The 16,058-nt window shown below is 65.3% G+C and carries 14 protein-coding genes; 9 read left to right on the top strand and 5 right to left on the bottom strand.

Annotated elements, in window-relative coordinates; all coding sequences use genetic code 11:
* Positions 1-36: 36 nt before the first annotated feature.
* A complete protein-coding gene (locus RH858_RS11575; RefSeq protein WP_259533111.1) occupies positions 37-270 on the bottom strand; it encodes a hypothetical protein in 234 nt (77 codons plus the stop codon).
* A gap of 4 nt (positions 271-274) precedes the next feature.
* Complete coding sequence (locus RH858_RS11570) at positions 275-553, bottom strand: acylphosphatase (protein WP_259533112.1); 279 nt, start codon at positions 551-553, stop codon at positions 275-277.
* Between the two features lie 77 nt (positions 554-630).
* On the opposite strand from RH858_RS11570, the gene RH858_RS11565 reads away from it, so the two are divergent.
* The 3 genes from RH858_RS11565 (at position 631) to RH858_RS11555 (ending at position 5,987) form a co-directional block, all read left to right on the top strand.
* Positions 631-2,085: a phosphomannomutase gene (locus RH858_RS11565; protein WP_259533114.1), complete on the top strand. Its 1,455-nt coding sequence runs from the start codon at positions 631-633 to the stop codon at positions 2,083-2,085.
* A gap of 86 nt (positions 2,086-2,171) precedes the next feature.
* Positions 2,172-3,542, top strand: coding sequence for a geranylgeranyl reductase family protein (locus RH858_RS11560; RefSeq protein ID WP_259533115.1), 1,371 nt, complete (start codon positions 2,172-2,174; stop codon positions 3,540-3,542).
* Between the two features lie 201 nt (positions 3,543-3,743).
* Positions 3,744-5,987, top strand: coding sequence for an NADP-dependent malic enzyme (locus tag RH858_RS11555; protein WP_259533116.1), 2,244 nt, complete (start codon positions 3,744-3,746; stop codon positions 5,985-5,987).
* A gap of 73 nt (positions 5,988-6,060) precedes the next feature.
* Here RH858_RS11555 and RH858_RS11550 read toward each other — a convergent pair whose 3' ends face one another.
* Positions 6,061-6,345, bottom strand: coding sequence for a DNA-directed RNA polymerase subunit L (locus tag RH858_RS11550; protein ID WP_259533117.1), 285 nt, complete (start codon positions 6,343-6,345; stop codon positions 6,061-6,063).
* Between the two features lie 94 nt (positions 6,346-6,439).
* Between RH858_RS11550 and RH858_RS11545 the strand changes: the two genes are divergently transcribed.
* The 4 genes from RH858_RS11545 to RH858_RS11530 all read left to right on the top strand — a co-directional run bounded on the left by RH858_RS11545 (position 6,440) and on the right by RH858_RS11530 (position 10,735).
* Positions 6,440-7,636, top strand: coding sequence for an FAD-binding oxidoreductase (locus RH858_RS11545; RefSeq protein WP_259533118.1), 1,197 nt, complete (start codon positions 6,440-6,442; stop codon positions 7,634-7,636).
* Between the two features lie 5 nt (positions 7,637-7,641).
* Positions 7,642-8,751, top strand: coding sequence for an FAD-dependent oxidoreductase (locus RH858_RS11540; RefSeq protein WP_310561933.1), 1,110 nt, complete (start codon positions 7,642-7,644; stop codon positions 8,749-8,751).
* Positions 8,752-8,933: 182 nt separating this feature from the next.
* Positions 8,934-10,385: a sodium-dependent transporter gene (locus RH858_RS11535; protein WP_259533120.1), complete on the top strand. Its 1,452-nt coding sequence runs from the start codon at positions 8,934-8,936 to the stop codon at positions 10,383-10,385.
* Positions 10,385-10,735: a hypothetical protein gene (locus RH858_RS11530; RefSeq protein ID WP_259533121.1), complete on the top strand. Its 351-nt coding sequence runs from the start codon at positions 10,385-10,387 to the stop codon at positions 10,733-10,735. Before RH858_RS11535 ends, RH858_RS11530 begins: the two co-directional genes overlap by 1 nt.
* A 66-nt stretch (positions 10,736-10,801) precedes the next feature.
* Here RH858_RS11530 and RH858_RS11525 read toward each other — a convergent pair whose 3' ends face one another.
* Positions 10,802-11,248: a GtrA family protein gene (locus RH858_RS11525; RefSeq protein WP_259536416.1), complete on the bottom strand. Its 447-nt coding sequence runs from the start codon at positions 11,246-11,248 to the stop codon at positions 10,802-10,804.
* A complete protein-coding gene (locus tag RH858_RS11520; protein WP_259533122.1) occupies positions 11,248-11,979 on the bottom strand; it encodes a glycosyltransferase in 732 nt (243 codons plus the stop codon). Before RH858_RS11520 ends, RH858_RS11525 begins: the two co-directional genes overlap by 1 nt.
* 79 nt (positions 11,980-12,058) lie before the next feature.
* Between RH858_RS11520 and RH858_RS11515 the strand changes: the two genes are divergently transcribed.
* Entirely contained in the window at positions 12,059-14,458 is a 2,400-nt protein-coding gene (locus RH858_RS11515; protein WP_310561932.1) for a DUF2298 domain-containing protein, read from the top strand.
* 37 nt (positions 14,459-14,495) lie between these two features.
* Positions 14,496-15,947 carry a DHH family phosphoesterase gene (locus tag RH858_RS11510; protein ID WP_259533124.1) on the top strand — a complete coding sequence of 484 codons (1,452 nt, stop codon included), beginning with the start codon at positions 14,496-14,498 and terminating at the stop codon, positions 15,945-15,947.
* The last annotated feature ends 111 nt before the right edge of the window (positions 15,948-16,058 follow it).

Here is a 16,058-nt window from a genome sequence, read left to right as displayed (position 1 = left end):
TCGATTTTTCGTTTCCGTGATCGTCGGCCCGACGGTTCAAAACTCGAACGCGAGCCGTGCGGCCTTCGTCCAGCCGAGGATCATGAGAATCAATCCGCCGATGAGTGCAAACAGCGCGATCATGAGCGGTTCCCCGGTGACGGACTCCCCACTGAAAAAGGCCCCTTCGAGGAGCATGTATCCGCCGTACCCGAGCACCGCAGCGCCGACAGTGCCGACGAGGAACCACGGATACGCGAACACGTGAACCAGAACGTGGTTGGTGGTCACTGAATCACCACCTGACCTCGAACCCATCTAGTCCCGTGGGCTGTTCGTACTCGACGTCGACGTTCGAAACGTCGGCGGCGGGGCTGCCCTCGTGACACCAGTCGACCAGTTGCTCGACCGCCGGTTCGGACCCCTCGAAGACGGCCTCGACCCGGCCGTCCTCGAGGTTCCGAACCCAGCCGTCGACGCCGAGTTCTCTCGCCGTATCACGCGTGTTCGCCCGGTAGAACACTCCCTGTACGTTCCCCGAAACGTACACGTGCGCTCGCGTTTGCTCGCTCATACGCTACTCTCACCCCTTGATTCACTTATAGGTATTCGAACCGACGGACTCAGGTTACCCGCGTTCGATGCACGTGTATGGATCTGTTCGGGACCGCGGGTATCCGGGGGGACGCACGCACTCGAGTGACTCCACGGCTCGCACTGGCGGTCGGGCAGGCGGTCGGAACCGGAATCGGAGAGCAGGACGCCGGGACCGGCCTCGGGCGGAGATCGGAAACGGGCGGCCCGCCCGAGGTGGTGATCGCCCGTGACGGCAGGGACACCGGTCCGGCGCTTTCGGCGGCGATGGAGGCCGGGGTGGCCTCGGCCGGGGCCCGTCCCCTGCGGGCGGGACAGCTCCCCACACCGGCGCTCGCGTACGCCTCGCGCGGGCGCCGCGGTGTGATGCTCACCGCATCGCACAACCCACCACACGACAACGGCATCAAGCTGTTTGCGGACGGCAGCGAGTTCCACCGCGAACTGGAGGGAGAACTCGAGGAGGCGATCGCGGCGGGAACTGAACCGGCCGCGTGGGACGACTGGACAAAAGCGGAAACGACGAGCGTTCTTCCGGCGTATCGGCGAGCAGTCGTCGAATACGCGGCGTCGTTCAGCGGAGTCGGATCCGACGAGGAACCGCCGCTTGCGGGGATGCGAGTCGCCGTGGACTGTGGCAACGGGATGGCGTCGCTCGCCACGCCGCAGGTGTTGCGCGAGCTCGGTGCGACCGTCCTCACCCTCAACGGCAACGTCGACGGTCACTTCCCGGGGCGGGAGAGCAAACCCACCCCGGAATCGTTGTCCGATCTGCGCCGGTTCCTCGCCGACGCCGACGACGTCGCGTTCGGGATCGGCCACGACGGGGACGCCGACCGGATCGTCGTCGTCGATCCCGAGGGGGAGGTGATTCACGAAGACACGATCCTCGCGATTCTGGCCGAAGAGTACGTCCGGCGGTCGACAGCCGACGAACCGGGAGCCCGATCGAGCGATCCGGTCGTGGTAACGACGCCGAACGCCTCGAGCCGGATCGACGAGCGCGTTCGGGCGGCGGGTGGGCGCGTCGAGCGCGTCAGGCTGGGTGCTCTCCACGAGGGGATCGCGACTGTCGAGGCCGACGGTGGGGACGTCGTCTTCGCCGCGGAGCCGTGGAAACATATCCACACCGCGTTCGGCGGCTGGATCGACGGCGTCGCAAGCGCCGCCGTAACGTCGTGTCTGGTCGCCCGCGAGGGGTTGGATGGGCTCTGTGCCCCGGTGTCCGCGCGACCGTATCGGAAGGTGAGCGTCGACTGCCCGGACGACCGGAAAGCAGGTGCGATGGAGCAGCTTTCCGAGACGCTACCGGCGGCGTTCCCCGCGTCGAACGTCTCCACCGAGCACGGGATCCGACTGTCGTTTCCCGACGATTCGTGGCTGCTCGTTCGTCCCAGCGGGACCGAGCCGTACGTCCGGTTGTACGCGGAAAGCGACGACGTCGAAGAGCTGGTCGCCAGCGCGCGGGACGCCATCGAAGGTGCCGTCGAAGCTGCTGCCCGCGCAGAATGAAGGCCGCCGTAGCAGGTTCCTGACCGTGACTCCCCGACGCAATTCGGGATAAAGAGTTTTGCTCCCCCGGCAGTCACAACAGTGCAATGACCGCCCAGGAGTACGACATGGTCGTGGTCGGCGCGGGCACCGCCGGCTGTTACGCCGCCGCCACAGCCGCACGCGAAGGGCTCGACGTCTGTATTGTCGAACGGAAAAACGAATCGGAGGCAGGACATATCGCCTGCGGAGACGCCCTCAAGGGAGCGGACGCGTTCCCGGACGCGATCCCGAAGTCCCAGATCGAGCCGGCGATCACCAACCCTGCGGTCGATCACGGTCGGTTCGAGATCCCACAGGAGGACACTGTACTCGAGATCCCCGTCCCGGGGGAACTCGCAGTGATCGATCGGTGGGAGTACGGGAAACGGATCATCGACGGGGCGACCGACGCAGGCGTCCAGATCGATTACGAGACGGTCGTCGCCGACGTGAAACAGACCGACGACGGGCGCGTCACCGGCATTCGCGGGAAAAAACACGGCAACGTCGTCGAGTACGACGCGGACGTGGTGATCGACGGCGCAGGATCGCTGTCGATCCTGCAGGACGCGGCCGATCTCTCCGAGGGGACCTTCGACACGAACGTCTCGTTTTCTCAGTTCAGCTCCGCCTATCGGGAGATCGTAGAGGTTCCCGAACCCGTCGAGTGGGACGACGCGCTGGTGTTCAAACCGACAGAACGGTCGGCGGGGTATCTGTGGTACTTCCCCCGGACGGAGACGGAGATCAACGCCGGGTTGGGATTCCAGATGAACGAAGAGCCGATGAAGCTGGTGCAGGACCTGAAACGGGACCTCCAGAACCGACCGGAGTTTTCCGGTGCGACGGTGACGGACAAACTCGGCGCGGCGCTTCCCACCCGGCGACCGTACGACTCCGCAGTCGCCCCCGGATTCATGGCGGTCGGCGACGCCGCCGCACACGTCAACCCGACGACCGGCGGCGGGATCGCCGGCGCCGCCTACGCAGGCAAGTACGCCGCAGAGGAGGCAGTCGAAGCGATCACAGACGGTGACGTCTCGGAGGGGGCACTGTGGAAGTACAACGAACGAGTGATGGACCACTTCGGCGGACGATACGCCGGGCTCGACGTGTACAACATCCTCTCGACAGCGGTCGACGTCGACGACCTGATGGGGCTTCTCGCGACGCTGCCCGGGGAGAAACTCGCCGAAGCGCTGTACTCGGGGACGACGTCGGTCGGGCTCGGACTCAAACTGAAGACGGCGATACAGAGCTTCGGGTACTGGGGGCAGATCTGGAACTTCTACGAAACGAAGTCGCTCGCCGACGAACTCATCGACGAGTACGAACGGTACCCCTCCTCGCCGGACGGGTTCCGGGAGTGGCAGCGCCGGCGCGACGGGATCATGGATCGGATCTACGAGACCACCGGCGCGGAGCCGAAGTACTGACGACGACGTTTTTACTCTGGGTTCGCGCGCTCGCCCGGCGCATGCGTCCCGCTGGAACGATTTCTCGACGGTCCGGACAGTACAAAACTGGAAGCCGACACCGTCGGGACCGATCGACAGCGCGGGCCTGTTCGACGTTCGACGAATAAATCATTCGACACCGATACATAGATTTTTACTTGCCCGCAGGGACGTCCCACCATGGGACTGGAAGACGACGCCCGCGAGTACCACCGGCGAGATCCGCCGGGGAAAATCGAGATATCGACAACGAAACCGACGAACACCCAGCGAGATCTGAGTCTCGCGTACTCGCCCGGTGTCGCTGCGCCCTGCATGGACATCGACGACGACCCCGAGAAGGCGTACGCCTACACCGCGAAGGGGAACCTTGTCGGCGTCGTTTCGAACGGCTCGGCGGTGCTCGGGCTCGGGAACATCGGTGCACAGGCGTCGAAACCCGTCATGGAGGGGAAGGGTGTGCTGTTCAAGCGCTTCGCCGACATTGACGTGTTCGACGTCGAACTCGATCACGCCGATCCCGACGACTTCGTCCGATCTGTGGCCGCGATGGAGCCGACGTTCGGGGGGATCAACCTCGAGGACATCAAGGCCCCGGAGTGTTTCGAGATCGAAACCCGGCTCCACGAGGAGATGGATATCCCGGTGTTTCACGACGACCAGCACGGCACCGCGATCATCTCCGGCGCCGCGCTGTTGAACGCGGTCGACATCACCGACAAGCGGATCGAGGACATAGAGATCGTCTTTTCGGGCGCGGGCGCTTCCGCGATCGCGACCGCCCGCTTTTACGTCTCGCTCGGAGCGAAAAAGGAGAACATCACGATGTGTGACTCCTCGGGAATCATCACGGAGTCGCGGGCGGTAGAACTCAACAAGTACAAACAGGAGTTCGCCCGCGACGTACCGGAGGGCGACCTCGCGGACGCGATGCGCGGCGCGGACGTGTTCGTGGGATTGTCGATCGGCGGGATCGTCTCCCCGGAGATGATCAAGTCGATGGCCGCAGACCCGATCGTGTTCGCGATGGCCAACCCGGACCCGGAGATCGACTACGAGGCGGCGAAAGCCGCCCGCGAGGACACCGTCATCATGGCGACCGGCCGATCGGACTATCCGAATCAGGTGAACAACGTGCTGGGATTCCCCTTCATCTTCAGGGGAGCATTGGACGTTCGCGCGACCGAGATCAACGAAGAGATGAAGCGGGCGGCCGCACGGGCGCTCGCGGAGTTGGCGCGAAAGGACGTGCCCGACGCCGTCGTCAAAGCCTACGGCGATCAGCCGCTCCAGTACGGTCCCGAATACGTCATCCCGAAACCGCTGGACCCGCGGGTGCTGTTCGAGGTCGCGCCGGCGGTCGCACGGGCGGCGATGGAGTCTGGGGCCGCCCGAAAGGAGATCGACATCGAGGCGTACGTCGAACGGCTCGAAGCTCGCCTCGGAAAGTCCCGGGAGATGATGCGGGTTGTGTTGAACAAGGCGAAAAGCGATCCCAAGCGGGTCGCGCTGGCGTCAGGGACCGACGAGAAGATGATCCGTGCCGCCTACCAGCTCGAAGAACAGGGGATCGCAGAGCCCCTGTTGCTCGGCAACGAAGAGAAGATTCAAAAGACGGCACGGCGACTGGGGCTCGCCTTCTCGCCGACCGTCGTCAATCCGCGAAAGGAGAACCACGAGGAGTACGCACAGCGGCTCTACGAACTCAGAAAGCGGAAGGGGATCACGCGAAGCGAGGCCGAGGAGCTGATCAAGCGCGACTCCAACTACTTCGGAAGCGTAATGGTCGAACAGGGAGACGCCGACGCCCTGCTCACCGGCCTCACTCACCACTACCCGTCCGCGCTTCGGCCGCCCCTGCAGGTGATCGGAACCGCAGAGGACACCGATTACGCCGCGGGCGTGTACATGCTGACGTTCAAGAACCGCGTCGTGTTCTGTGCGGACACGACCGTAAACCAGTCCCCCGACGAGGAGGTGCTCGCGGAGGTCACGCGCCACACTGCCGAACTCGCACGCCGGTTCAACGTCGAACCGCGTGCGGCAATGCTGTCGTACTCCAACTTCGGCAGCGTCGACAACGAGGGGACCCGGAAACCACGGCGTGCAGTCGACATGCTCCATCAGGATCCCGAGGTCGACTTCCCGGTCGACGGGGAGATGCAGGCGGATACCGCCGTCGTCGAGGAGATCCTGAACGGCACCTACGAGTTCGCCGAACTCGAGGAGCCGGCGAACGTGCTGATCTTCCCGAACCTCGAGGCGGGCAACATCGGCTACAAGCTGCTCCAGCGGCTCGGCGGCGCGGAGGCGATCGGCCCGATGCTCGTCGGCATGGAAAAACCGGTCCACGTTCTCCAGCGGGGCGACGAAGTGAAAGACATCGTCAACCTCGCCGGAGTCGCGGTGGTCGACGCCCAGTAACCGATCGGAGGTGAAAGCGCCGCCGGGGGAGCACCGCTGGGGGAGCGCCGCCGGAAACGTCCGGGTCGCTCGACTATACCGCGGCGTCGAACGCCGCAGTGAAGTCGTCGGTCTGGTCGCTCACTGCCTTTGCGGCCGACTCCAGCGCGTCGAGGGGATCGACGTCGCCGTCGGTCGTGATCGAAAGTACCGGATCCGTCTGGCCGCCCGACTGTTCGGGGTTCATGTCGTAGGTCGCGGCCTCGACTCCGTCCTCGTCGAGCAGCGCGCCCTTCAGCACGTTCATGAACGTGTGGTCCTCCCCAGCGATCTCGATGCGGAGTTCGACGTCCGTCTTCTGTATGACCCGCAGTTCCATAGCTCCTTTTTGCCTGTTCGAGGTTTCAACGTTTCGTATCGGCTACCGCCCCGGCCGAGAAAGCTATTTGCCTGCCCCCCGACTGCCGACGTACATGGGAACCCAGTCGCTCCCGGACCGGGCCGACGTGGTGATCGTCGGCGGCGGGATCGTGGGAACGAGCACAGCCTTCTTTCTCGCCACGGAGACGCAACTGGACGTGGCGCTTCTGGAGCGAGACAACATCGCCAGCGGTTCGACCGGTGATTCCTCGGCGATCCTTCGCCACCACTACGGCCCACAGGAGATCTACACTCGGATGGCCGCCTGGAGCCACGAGTTCTACCGGGAGTTCGAGGAACACACAGGCGAGCCCATCGCGTACGAACCGAACCCTCTCGTCAGGCTCGGCCGGGAAGACACCCCCGCCGGTCGCTACGCCCGGAAGGGGTTCGACGTACTGTCCTCGCTCGGGATCCCCGTGAGCGAATACGATCGGGACGCACTCGCGGAGGCGTTCTCGATGCTGTCGCTCGGTGACGTCGAGTTCGGCATCGTCGACGAAACTGCCGCCTATTCGGACGGGGCCGACGCGGCCGGCGGCTTCGCACGGGCGGCTGCGGAACACGGCGCGACGGTGCTCACGGGGATCACCGTCGACGATTTCCTGGTCGAGGAGGGGGCCATCACGGGTGTAACCACCGACGCAGGGACAGTTCACACCGGGAAAGTCGTCGTGGCTGCGGGACCGTGGACTCCCGAGCTACTTGCGCCACTCGGCGTCGAGATACCCGTCACGCTCACGAGGGAGGAGGTACTTCTCCTAGAACCGGGCGAGGGGTTAGACCAGGGGGCCGTCGGACAGATCCCGACGACCGCCCCGCCGGGCGGGGACTGGTACGTGCGGTCGGACTTCGGCGACGGCGTCCTGATCGCGACACACCACACCGGGAAAACCGTCGGTCCGGACGCGCCCACCGGCACGGTCGAGGAGTCGACGGTGCTGGAACTGACCGAATCACTCGTCGAGTTCGTTCCCGAACTCGCCGACGCGGGTCTGCGTGGCAGTTACGGCGGGATCTACTCCAACACGCCGGATCACGACTTCGTGATCGATCGGGTCGGACCGGACGGCTGTCACGTCGCCTGCGGGTTTTCCGGACACGGCTTCAAACACGGCCCAGTCGTCGGGAAGGCACTGAGCGATCTGGTCGCGGCGGGCTCGACTGACGCCTTCGACGTCGAGTTCTTCAGCCTGGACCGATTCGAAGACGATCCCGCCGGCCACGGCAAGCCGGCCGACAGCATCTAATCGCCATGAAACCCACAGTAATCGTCGGTGGCGGCATCGTCGGTGCGAGTCTCGCGTACCACCTCTCCGAGGGGGAACGTCCCGTCAAACTGTTCGAAAAGAACTCGCTGGGCTCGGGGACGACGGCCGCGTCGATCGCACAGTTCATCCGATATCAGGAAAGCCCAGATCGGGCGGAACACGAGCGCCGAGAGCTGTCCTGGGAGTGGTACGAACCGCTGATCGAGGCGGGCGAGTTCGAGTTCGACCCGATCGGAACCCTGCATACGGGCTCCTCGGAGGACGAGATGACACATCTCCGGGAGCTATACGCGGCATACGACGAGTTCGGACTTACCGCCGAGCTGGTCTCGCCGTCGGATCTTTCGGCGTATGGGCTCGATTCCGACAGGTTCGCCGGGGGCCTCCTCGTCCCCGACGACGGCGTGCTCGATCCCAACGAGATAATCCAGCACATGGTCGCCCGGGCTCGGGACCGCGGCGCGGAGATCGAGATCGGGGTCGCCGTCACCGACGTGATCGTCGAGGAGGGCGCCGTCGCGGGCGTCGAGACGACGGAGGGGCAAACCGACGCGGAGCGAGTAATAAACGCGGCCGGACCGTGGGCGCACGAAATAAACGAAATGGTCGGCGTCTCCGCGCCGCTGCGCCACACGGAGGGGCCGATCGTCGTCCTCCAGGCGAATCGGAATCACCCAGTTCCGCTGACGTTCTTCGAGGACGAAGTGTACGTGAGACAGGAAGGGAGCGGTGACCTGCTTGCAGGTCGGTTCGCCAGGGCCTACGAGGACACCACGCGGTTCGATCCGGATCACGCCCGGCCCATCGAGGAGTCGTACTACCTCACCGTCGCCGACGTTATCGACCGGTACTTCCCGTCGTTTTCGGACGTTCGGATCCTGAACGAGTGGAACGGCCTTCGGACCGTGACCCCGGACGGGCTGCCGATCGTCGACGACACCGCTGTCGACGGCTACCTGCTCGCTGTCGGGATGAGCGGCTACGGGGTCACGACGGCGCCGGCGCTCGGCGAACTGGTCGGAGAGTGGCTACGGAGCGGGATAAAGCCGGATCTGCTCGAGCCGCTCGCGCTGAATCGATTTGACACACAGTAATCATTACTGTTCAGGATTCCGAAAAAGGAAGTGACTGCTCGAGGCGTTCGTCCGTTCGACCGTGGAGTCATCGGCCGTTGTCACGAGATGAAATCTCATGGTACAACCTATCAATCATCATAGGGAACCATCAAGAATTAAGTACTTTGTGGTCGCTTGCCAGTAGTGAGGCATGGTATGACATGAGTGATGCTGAACTATCACGCGCAGAGTGGGGGACCCGGTTCGGGTTCCTGATGGCAATGATCGGCGCCATGGTCGGCTCCGGGAACATCTGGCGGTTCCCGTTCGTACTCGGGGAGAACGGTGGGGGAGCGTTCCTGCTTGCGTTCCTGATACTGTTGTTCCTTATCGCCGTTCCCGGATTGATGGCCGAAACGGCGCTGGGGCGGTACAGCGAGAAAGGTGTTATCGGGGCGTTGCGAGACTGTACGGGCCCGGGAGGAATGGCCGGGCTCGGGGTGATCGTCATCCTCGTGAACATCGCGTTGATGACGTACTACTCGCCTGTGGTCGGCTGGATCCTGTATTACATGCTCCAGTCGTTCACCCTGGAGTTCACCTCCGCGGGCTTCGAGGCGGAGGCGTTCTGGACCGCGTTCACCAACAGCCCGGGCATCATGGTCCTCATGCACACGATCGTGATGGCCCTGGTTGCGGGCGTGCTCGTGCTGGGTATCCGTGACGGCGTCGAGCGGCTCGTCGTGTACGCCGTTCCGGGGCTTGTGATCGCCCTCGCCGCGATCGCGATCCGTGCCCTGACCCTGCCGGGTGCCGCCGAGGGGCTCGAATTCACCTTCACAGTGCAGTGGGAGTACCTGCTGATCAGTGACACGTGGATCGCCGCGCTCGGTCAGGCGCTGTTCTCGACCGGTCTCGGCTGGGGTATCGCGATCACCGTCGGGAGCTACCTGCGCGAGTACGACGACGCGCCGCTGGGCGGCGGTTTCTTCACCGCGATCGGCGAGGCGTCGATCGGCGTGCTCGCGGCGTTCGCGATCTTCCCGCTGGTGTTCGCCTACGGGCTGGATCCGGACGCGGGCGCCGGGCTGACGTTCATCACGCTGGTGCAGGTGTTCGAGCCGATGCCGATCGGCGACCTGTGGGCGATCGTCTTCTTCGTCGGGTTCTTCCTCGCAGCGTTCACCTCCGCGGTGGTCATCACCGAGGTGAGCGTCACCACGATCTTCGAGGAGAGTCCGCTGAACCGAAATCAGAGCGTGTTGGCGGTCTGTAGCACGATCTGGCTGCTCGGCCTGCCGAGCGCCTACTCGGTGACGTTCCTCGACTTCGCTGACTTCACGTTCGCCAACTGGGGGCTGCCGCTGGCCACGCTGGCCGTGATGGTCGGTATCGGCTGGTACTTCGGCCCCGAACGGCTCCGCGTGCTGTCGGTGAACAAGACCAGCGGGATCTACGTCGACACGTGGTTCAACCCGATCGTGAAGTACCTGATCCCCGCCGTGATGGTCGCGATCATGGCGTTCTTCGCCTACGAGAACTTCATGGCCGACGAAATGATCGCGGGCGTCGGCGTCCTCATCGCGTTCCCGATCGCCGGCTACCTGATCATGAAATACGTCGACAGATCGAAAGCAACTACCGGAGCCGCAGCACCGGGAGGTGACGACTGATGGCTGAACCAGCCGTCGTGGTCGGACAGGTCGCAGGGATTTCGCTCGAAGCCTGGATCGGGATGGTCATCGCGATCATCGCGTTCTGGGTGCTCGCCACGTGGGCCCTGTTCAAGACGCTCCGTCAGGACGAACGGAAGATGGAAATGATCGAGCGGCAAGGCAAAATCGAGACGTACTCGCCGAAGGCGCTGCAGGATCTCCGCGACTGGATCGAGACCAATCCCGACGATCCGCTCGTCGAGGAGGCGAAAGACGAGTACAACGACTGTGTCGAGTCGCTCAAGGAGGTCGAGGAACCGTTCTACGACTGGCCACAGGAGAAGATAGACAACCTCGAGAAACTGTAGCGAGCGTCGCAGTCGCGAGACGAACCTCTCGTCGTCGATTTTTCCGGTGTCTTCGAACTGCCTCAGCTACCGGTCCCGAAGCACCCGCCAGGTGATCAGACTCTCTGCGGTGTAGTTGAAGACGAACGCACACCCGATCGCGATCGGGAACGTCAAAAACGCCCACACGTCGGTTCCGGCGAGGACGACGCTGACGTCGAGTCGGGTGAGCGTTCTCACGACGAGAAACTGGACCACAAGCCCGCCGCTCCGGACGAGGTTCGACTTGAGCAGTCTCCGGCCGGTCGAGAGTACCCCGGATTCCCCGTGTTCGGGGAACGTCCACCGGTCGTTGACGAAAAACATCGCGATGATCGCACACTCGGCGCCGATGACCTTGGCGTACTCCGGCGGGAGTCCGCCGATCGTCACTGCAGAACTCACCGAAAGATCCAGCACGGCGCCCGCAGCGCCCACGGAGAGGAACTTTCCGAACCGGTCTGCGGTGGCCAGTTCCCGGATCGCCGCGGTGATCACGCGTCGATTCCCTCCCCCTCGCGGTCGGTTTCGCGCCGCACGTTCCGGGCACACAAACTGGCCGACAGCAGGGTTCTCGCCATCCGGACTCCGTCATTCGCCGGCGATACCGTCGAACCGGGCTGGTCCTCCCACTCGATCGGCACCTCCCGGATCCGGTAGCCCAGCGCAGCCGCGGTCGCGATCAGTTCGATGTCCCAGCCGAATCCGGTTTCGGTCAGATGGTCGCGAACGTCCCTCCAGGCGCCTGCGGTGAGCGCTTTCGCGCCACACTGGTAGTCGTACAGCCTCGCTGGGAGCAACCGACGGGCCGACCACGCGAACGCGTCCCCGAGAACCCGACGGACGACGCCCTGATGACCGGAAACCCGCGAGTCCGGATGCCGCCGCGAGCCGACCGCGACTGGGACCTCACCGCGGACGACCGGGGTGACGACCGCCTCGGCCGACCCCGGCGGCGTCGCCCCGTCTGCGTCGAAGAACGCCAGTACGTCGGTTTCGAGCGCGTCGAACCCCTCCGTTATCGCCGCCCCCTTCCCCCGGCGACGGTCGACCGCGTTGACCGTCGCGGGCGAGTCCCCGAGCGCTGCAACGACGTCCGGATCCGGATCGTCGAGCTCCAGCCGGATGACCTCGGGCGCGAGAACCGACTCCAGCTCCCGGAGATACGACAGCGTCCGCTCGACGTCCGGGCGAAACGCGGGGACGACAACGCCGACGGTGGACACGAACGACGGTTTCGTCGGAGGGCTTAAAAACCCGTTCGAATCCGAAAGCGTATGGTGGATCGCACGCCCCACACTGACGATGGAGTATCTGCTCGTCGGACGGTGGATCCTCGCGTTCGCGATCCTGGCTGTTCTGGGCTATCCGATCGGCGCTCGGCTGTTTTCTCGGTTTTCCACCGGCGGCGCCGGCTTCGCGCCGATCGTCGGGGTCACGGTCGTCACGATCGTCGCCTACTGGATTGGGCAGATCGCGTTCGGCTGGTGGACCCTGTGGATCGGACTCGCGGTGCTCGTCGCGCTCTCGGCTGCCTCCACGATGGATCTCGACCGACTCCGGGCCGGCGATCTTTCGGTCGACGACGACCTCCCGTTCAACCGCCGGGGCGCCGCCGACGCAGCGGTCGTGTTCGCGGCGGCGTTTTTGCTCGTGATCGCGATCCGGTCGGCCGACCCCGCCGTGAACCCGATCGGCGGCGAGAAGTTCCTGGATTACGGGCTCTTGCGGACGCTGCTTCGCGCCGAGACGCTCCCGCCGCCGGACATGTGGTTCGCCGGGGAGCCGCTGCAGTACTACTACGGCGGCCACCTCGCAGCGACGCTACTTTCCGGGCTCACGGCGACCCCGCCACAGTACGCGTACAACCTCGCGCTCGCCGGCTTCTACGCGATGCTGGTCACTGCAGCGTTCGATCTCGCCGGCAACGTCGCGTCCGAACGCGGGCTCTCGCGGCGCCGGGCAGGCGCGTTCGCGGCGGTGTTCGTCGGTCTCGCCGCCAACCTGCTCACCGCGACACAGCTGCTGGCGGGCTGGCTCCCCGAAGGGATTCGGAGACGGGTCGCCGAACTGGTCGCCGCCCGCGCGGAGCCGGAAGCCGCCGATCTCCTCGCCGGCGTCGACGGGTTCAGCTACTGGACCGCGAGCCGGGTCATCCCCGGAACTATAAACGAGTTCCCGCTTTTCGCCTGGCTCAACGGCGACCTCCACGCCCACATGATGGGTGGCTCGTTCCTTCTGTTGGCTGTCGCGGTCGCGTTCGCCTACTGGCAGACGCCGGCGGAGCGACTCCGACGACGACGGCTGCTGGTGTTCGTCGTGCTTCCGATCCTGGGCGGGTTCCAGATCCCGACAGACACCTGGAGCTTCCCGACGATCTTCGGCGTCGCGTGGCTGGCGCTCGCGTTCGCACCCGCGAGGCCGCTTTTGCTTTTGCCGGGCGGAGAACGCATCGAAACCGTGCTTCGGTCGGTGGCCGGCGGCGACACCACGACCGACGCGCCGTCGGGATGGGAGAAAAAACCGCTGTCGACCGAACTGTGTCGAACCGGCGGGGCGCTGGTCGTCGCGGCGCTTTCGGGGGCCGTGGGCTTTGTTCTGGGCGCGTCGTTCCTGCTGGGCGCAAGCGCCGGTCAGACGGTCGCGATCCTGGAGGCTGCGGATCGGTCGGGACTGGGCGCGCTGATGGTCGTACACGGCGCGTTCCTCGCGGCGTTTCTCGCATTTCTCTTCGGAACGCTCGGTTCCGGAGGTCGTGGGGCGCTTGCAGTCGCGGTGGCGTTTGGAGCCGTCTCGGGCGTGCTCTTCGAGTTCGCCGCGCTGGTCGTCGTCGCGCCGCTTCTGGTCGGCGGCTGGATCGCGTTTCGCCTCGAGCGCGAGGTCGGATTCGAAACCGTGCTTCTGGTGGGTGGGGCCGGGCTCGTCACCATCGTCGAGCTCGTGTACGTCGCCGAGGAGGCCGGTCCGGGGCGGCTCAACACCGTCTTCAAGACGTACTTCCAGGTGTGGGTACTGTGGGGGGTCGCCATGGGGCCGGTGCTCTCGGATCTCTTCGAGCCGCCCGAGCGGGATCGGATCGCCGACTGGTGGCCCAGTCCGGACACCCGACGGTTCGCTGGCCGCGCGTTCGTCGGGCTCCTGGTTTTGACCACGCTCCCGTACGCCGCGCTCGCGCTGGACGCCCACTTCGACCGGCACGACGCGGGCACTCTCGACGCGACCGCCTTCCTCGAGCGCGACCACCCGGAAGAGGCGCCGGCGATCGAGTGGATCGACGACAACGCCGACGCGGAAGCGACAGCTATCGACCGGGAGCCGACGCTACTTGAGGCGCCGGGCGCGTACAGTTCGCCCAGCGGACTCGCGGCAACCCCCAGCGAGCCCGGAATGTACGCCTGGAACGCCAACCCGGCCTCGAGTCTTACCGGGATCCCGACCGTCGCCGGGTGGCAACACCAGATCGGCTACCGCGGGGGCGACACCTACTGGTCGAGAGCGAACGCGGTCGATCGGGCGTACGCCGGCGAGGAAGCCGAGCGCGTCGCCGTCCTCGAGGAGTACGGGGTCACCCACGTGTGGGTCGGTCCCGGGGAGCGCGACCGATACGGCGAGGTTTCCTTCGAACAGTTCGACGGGGTCGAACTCGCCTTCGAAACGGAGACCGTCCGGATCTATCGTGTCGACCCAGCCGAAGTCACCACGTGACGGTAGCGTTTTCCGCCCGGGAGCCGTGGCGAGAGATATGATACGGCGGCTGGTGCTCGGGTGCGGGACGATCGCACACACCGTCATCGAGAGCGTCTCGAAGGGACGGGACGCGCTGTACGTGGTCACCGCCGACAGCGGCTGGGCATCCACGCTCCGCGAGGAGAGTATTCCCGCCCGGGAGGGCGACCCGACCGATCCGTCGACGTTTCCGGACGCAGCCGACGTCGTGATCGTCGCCTCCGATCGACCAGAACGGAACGTCGCTGCTGCCGGCGCGGCAAGGGGAGCATTCCCCGACGCGGAGATTCTCGCGTCCGTCGGGACCGATCCGACACCCGACGCCGTCGAAACACTAACGCGGGTGACCGATCGGCTGATCGACCCGACAGAGGCGGTCGCCGAGCGAGTTCTCGACGCCGCCGCCGGCGAAGGGGGACAGCTGATGGCCGACCTCCACGCGACGCTTCGGGGACTGTCTGGCCCCCTCGGCGTGTTCGCCCACGACAACCCGGATCCCGACGCGATCGCCAGTGCGATCGGGTTGAGCCGACTCGCAGAGGAGATCGGGGTCCAGGCGGATGCCTGTTACTTCGGCGAGATCGCCCACCAGGAGAACCGGGCGCTGGTGAACCTGCTTGACCTTCCGATCCGTCAGATCGAGGAGTTCGATCCGTCCGCATACGACGGGATCGCGCTGGTCGACCACTCGCGGCCGGGAATAAACGACAGCTTACCGACCGAAACCGAGGTCGATCTGATCGTGGATCACCACCCGATGAGAGAGCCGATCCAGGCACCGTACACGGACATCCGCAGCGACGTGGGGGCAACGAGCACACTGCTCGCGGAGTATTTCAATCGGCTGGGGATCAAACCCGGAGAGACACTCGCGACGGCACTGCTGTACGGCATCCGAATCGACACCCGCGACTTCACGCGGGAAGTAGCCGCCCCGGACTTCGATGCCGCCGCATATCTCGTCCCGATGGCCGACGTGACGGCGCTCGAGCGGATCGAGTCGCCCGGCGTCTCCGGTGAGACCATGGACACGATCGCCCGGGCGATCCGGAACCGCGACGTGCGAAACTCGGTGTTGAGCTCCTGTGTCGGCGAGATTTCCAACCGCGACGCGCTGTCGCAGGCGGCAGACGGGCTACTCAACATGAACGGGATCGCGGTCACTTTCGTGTACGGCTTCACCGACGGGGTCGCGTACGGCTCCGCGCGTGCCCGTGGAGCCGACGTCGATCTCGGCGAAGTGCTCCGGGACGCGTTCGCGGAGGTGGGATCGGCCGGCGGTCACGCCGACATGGCGGGCGCACAGGTGCCGCTGGGTATTCTCGGGACGACGACCGGCGAGGACCTCACGGAGCTCTCGGCGGTCGTCCGGGAGGTCATCGCCGATCGGTTCTTCGAGGCGATCGACGACGCCAGGCAGGTCCCGACCCTCGAGTTCGACACCGACGTGACGTTCCCGGAAGACTGAGCGCCTGACGATCGCCAGCCCGCCGCAGACAGCAGGTGGCTACGCTTTTCCGTACGCTTCCCGTACGAACGGTCGATGAGCGGCAAGCCGACCGTCAAGGAGTACATGACC

The organism is Halalkaliarchaeum sp. AArc-GB (genome assembly GCF_031432225.1).
Taxonomy (GTDB): Archaea; Halobacteriota; Halobacteria; order Halobacteriales; family Haloferacaceae; genus Halalkaliarchaeum.
The sequence above is the reverse complement of the archived record's forward strand: the minus strand, read 5'-3'. Positions and strand labels throughout refer to the sequence as shown.

Excerpts from the sequence above, each read along its gene's own strand:
- RH858_RS11555 (WP_259533116.1), top strand. The coding sequence starts at position 3,744 with ATGGGACTGGAAGACGACGCCCGCGAGTACCACCGGCGAGATCCGCCG.
- RH858_RS11515 (WP_310561932.1), top strand. The coding sequence starts at position 12,059 with ATGGAGTATCTGCTCGTCGGACGGTGGATCCTCGCGTTCGCGATCCTG.
- RH858_RS11530 (WP_259533121.1), top strand. The coding sequence starts at position 10,385 with ATGGCTGAACCAGCCGTCGTGGTCGGACAGGTCGCAGGGATTTCGCTC.
- RH858_RS11510 (WP_259533124.1), top strand. The coding sequence starts at position 14,496 with ATGATACGGCGGCTGGTGCTCGGGTGCGGGACGATCGCACACACCGTC.
- RH858_RS11540 (WP_310561933.1), top strand. The coding sequence starts at position 7,642 with ATGAAACCCACAGTAATCGTCGGTGGCGGCATCGTCGGTGCGAGTCTC.
- RH858_RS11565 (WP_259533114.1), top strand. The coding sequence starts at position 631 with ATGGATCTGTTCGGGACCGCGGGTATCCGGGGGGACGCACGCACTCGA.
- RH858_RS11535 (WP_259533120.1), top strand. The coding sequence starts at position 8,934 with ATGAGTGATGCTGAACTATCACGCGCAGAGTGGGGGACCCGGTTCGGG.
- RH858_RS11545 (WP_259533118.1), top strand. The coding sequence starts at position 6,440 with ATGGGAACCCAGTCGCTCCCGGACCGGGCCGACGTGGTGATCGTCGGC.
- RH858_RS11550 (WP_259533117.1), bottom strand. The coding sequence starts at position 6,345 with ATGGAACTGCGGGTCATACAGAAGACGGACGTCGAACTCCGCATCGAG.
- RH858_RS11560 (WP_259533115.1), top strand. The coding sequence starts at position 2,172 with ATGACCGCCCAGGAGTACGACATGGTCGTGGTCGGCGCGGGCACCGCC.
- RH858_RS11570 (WP_259533112.1), bottom strand. The coding sequence starts at position 553 with ATGAGCGAGCAAACGCGAGCGCACGTGTACGTTTCGGGGAACGTACAG.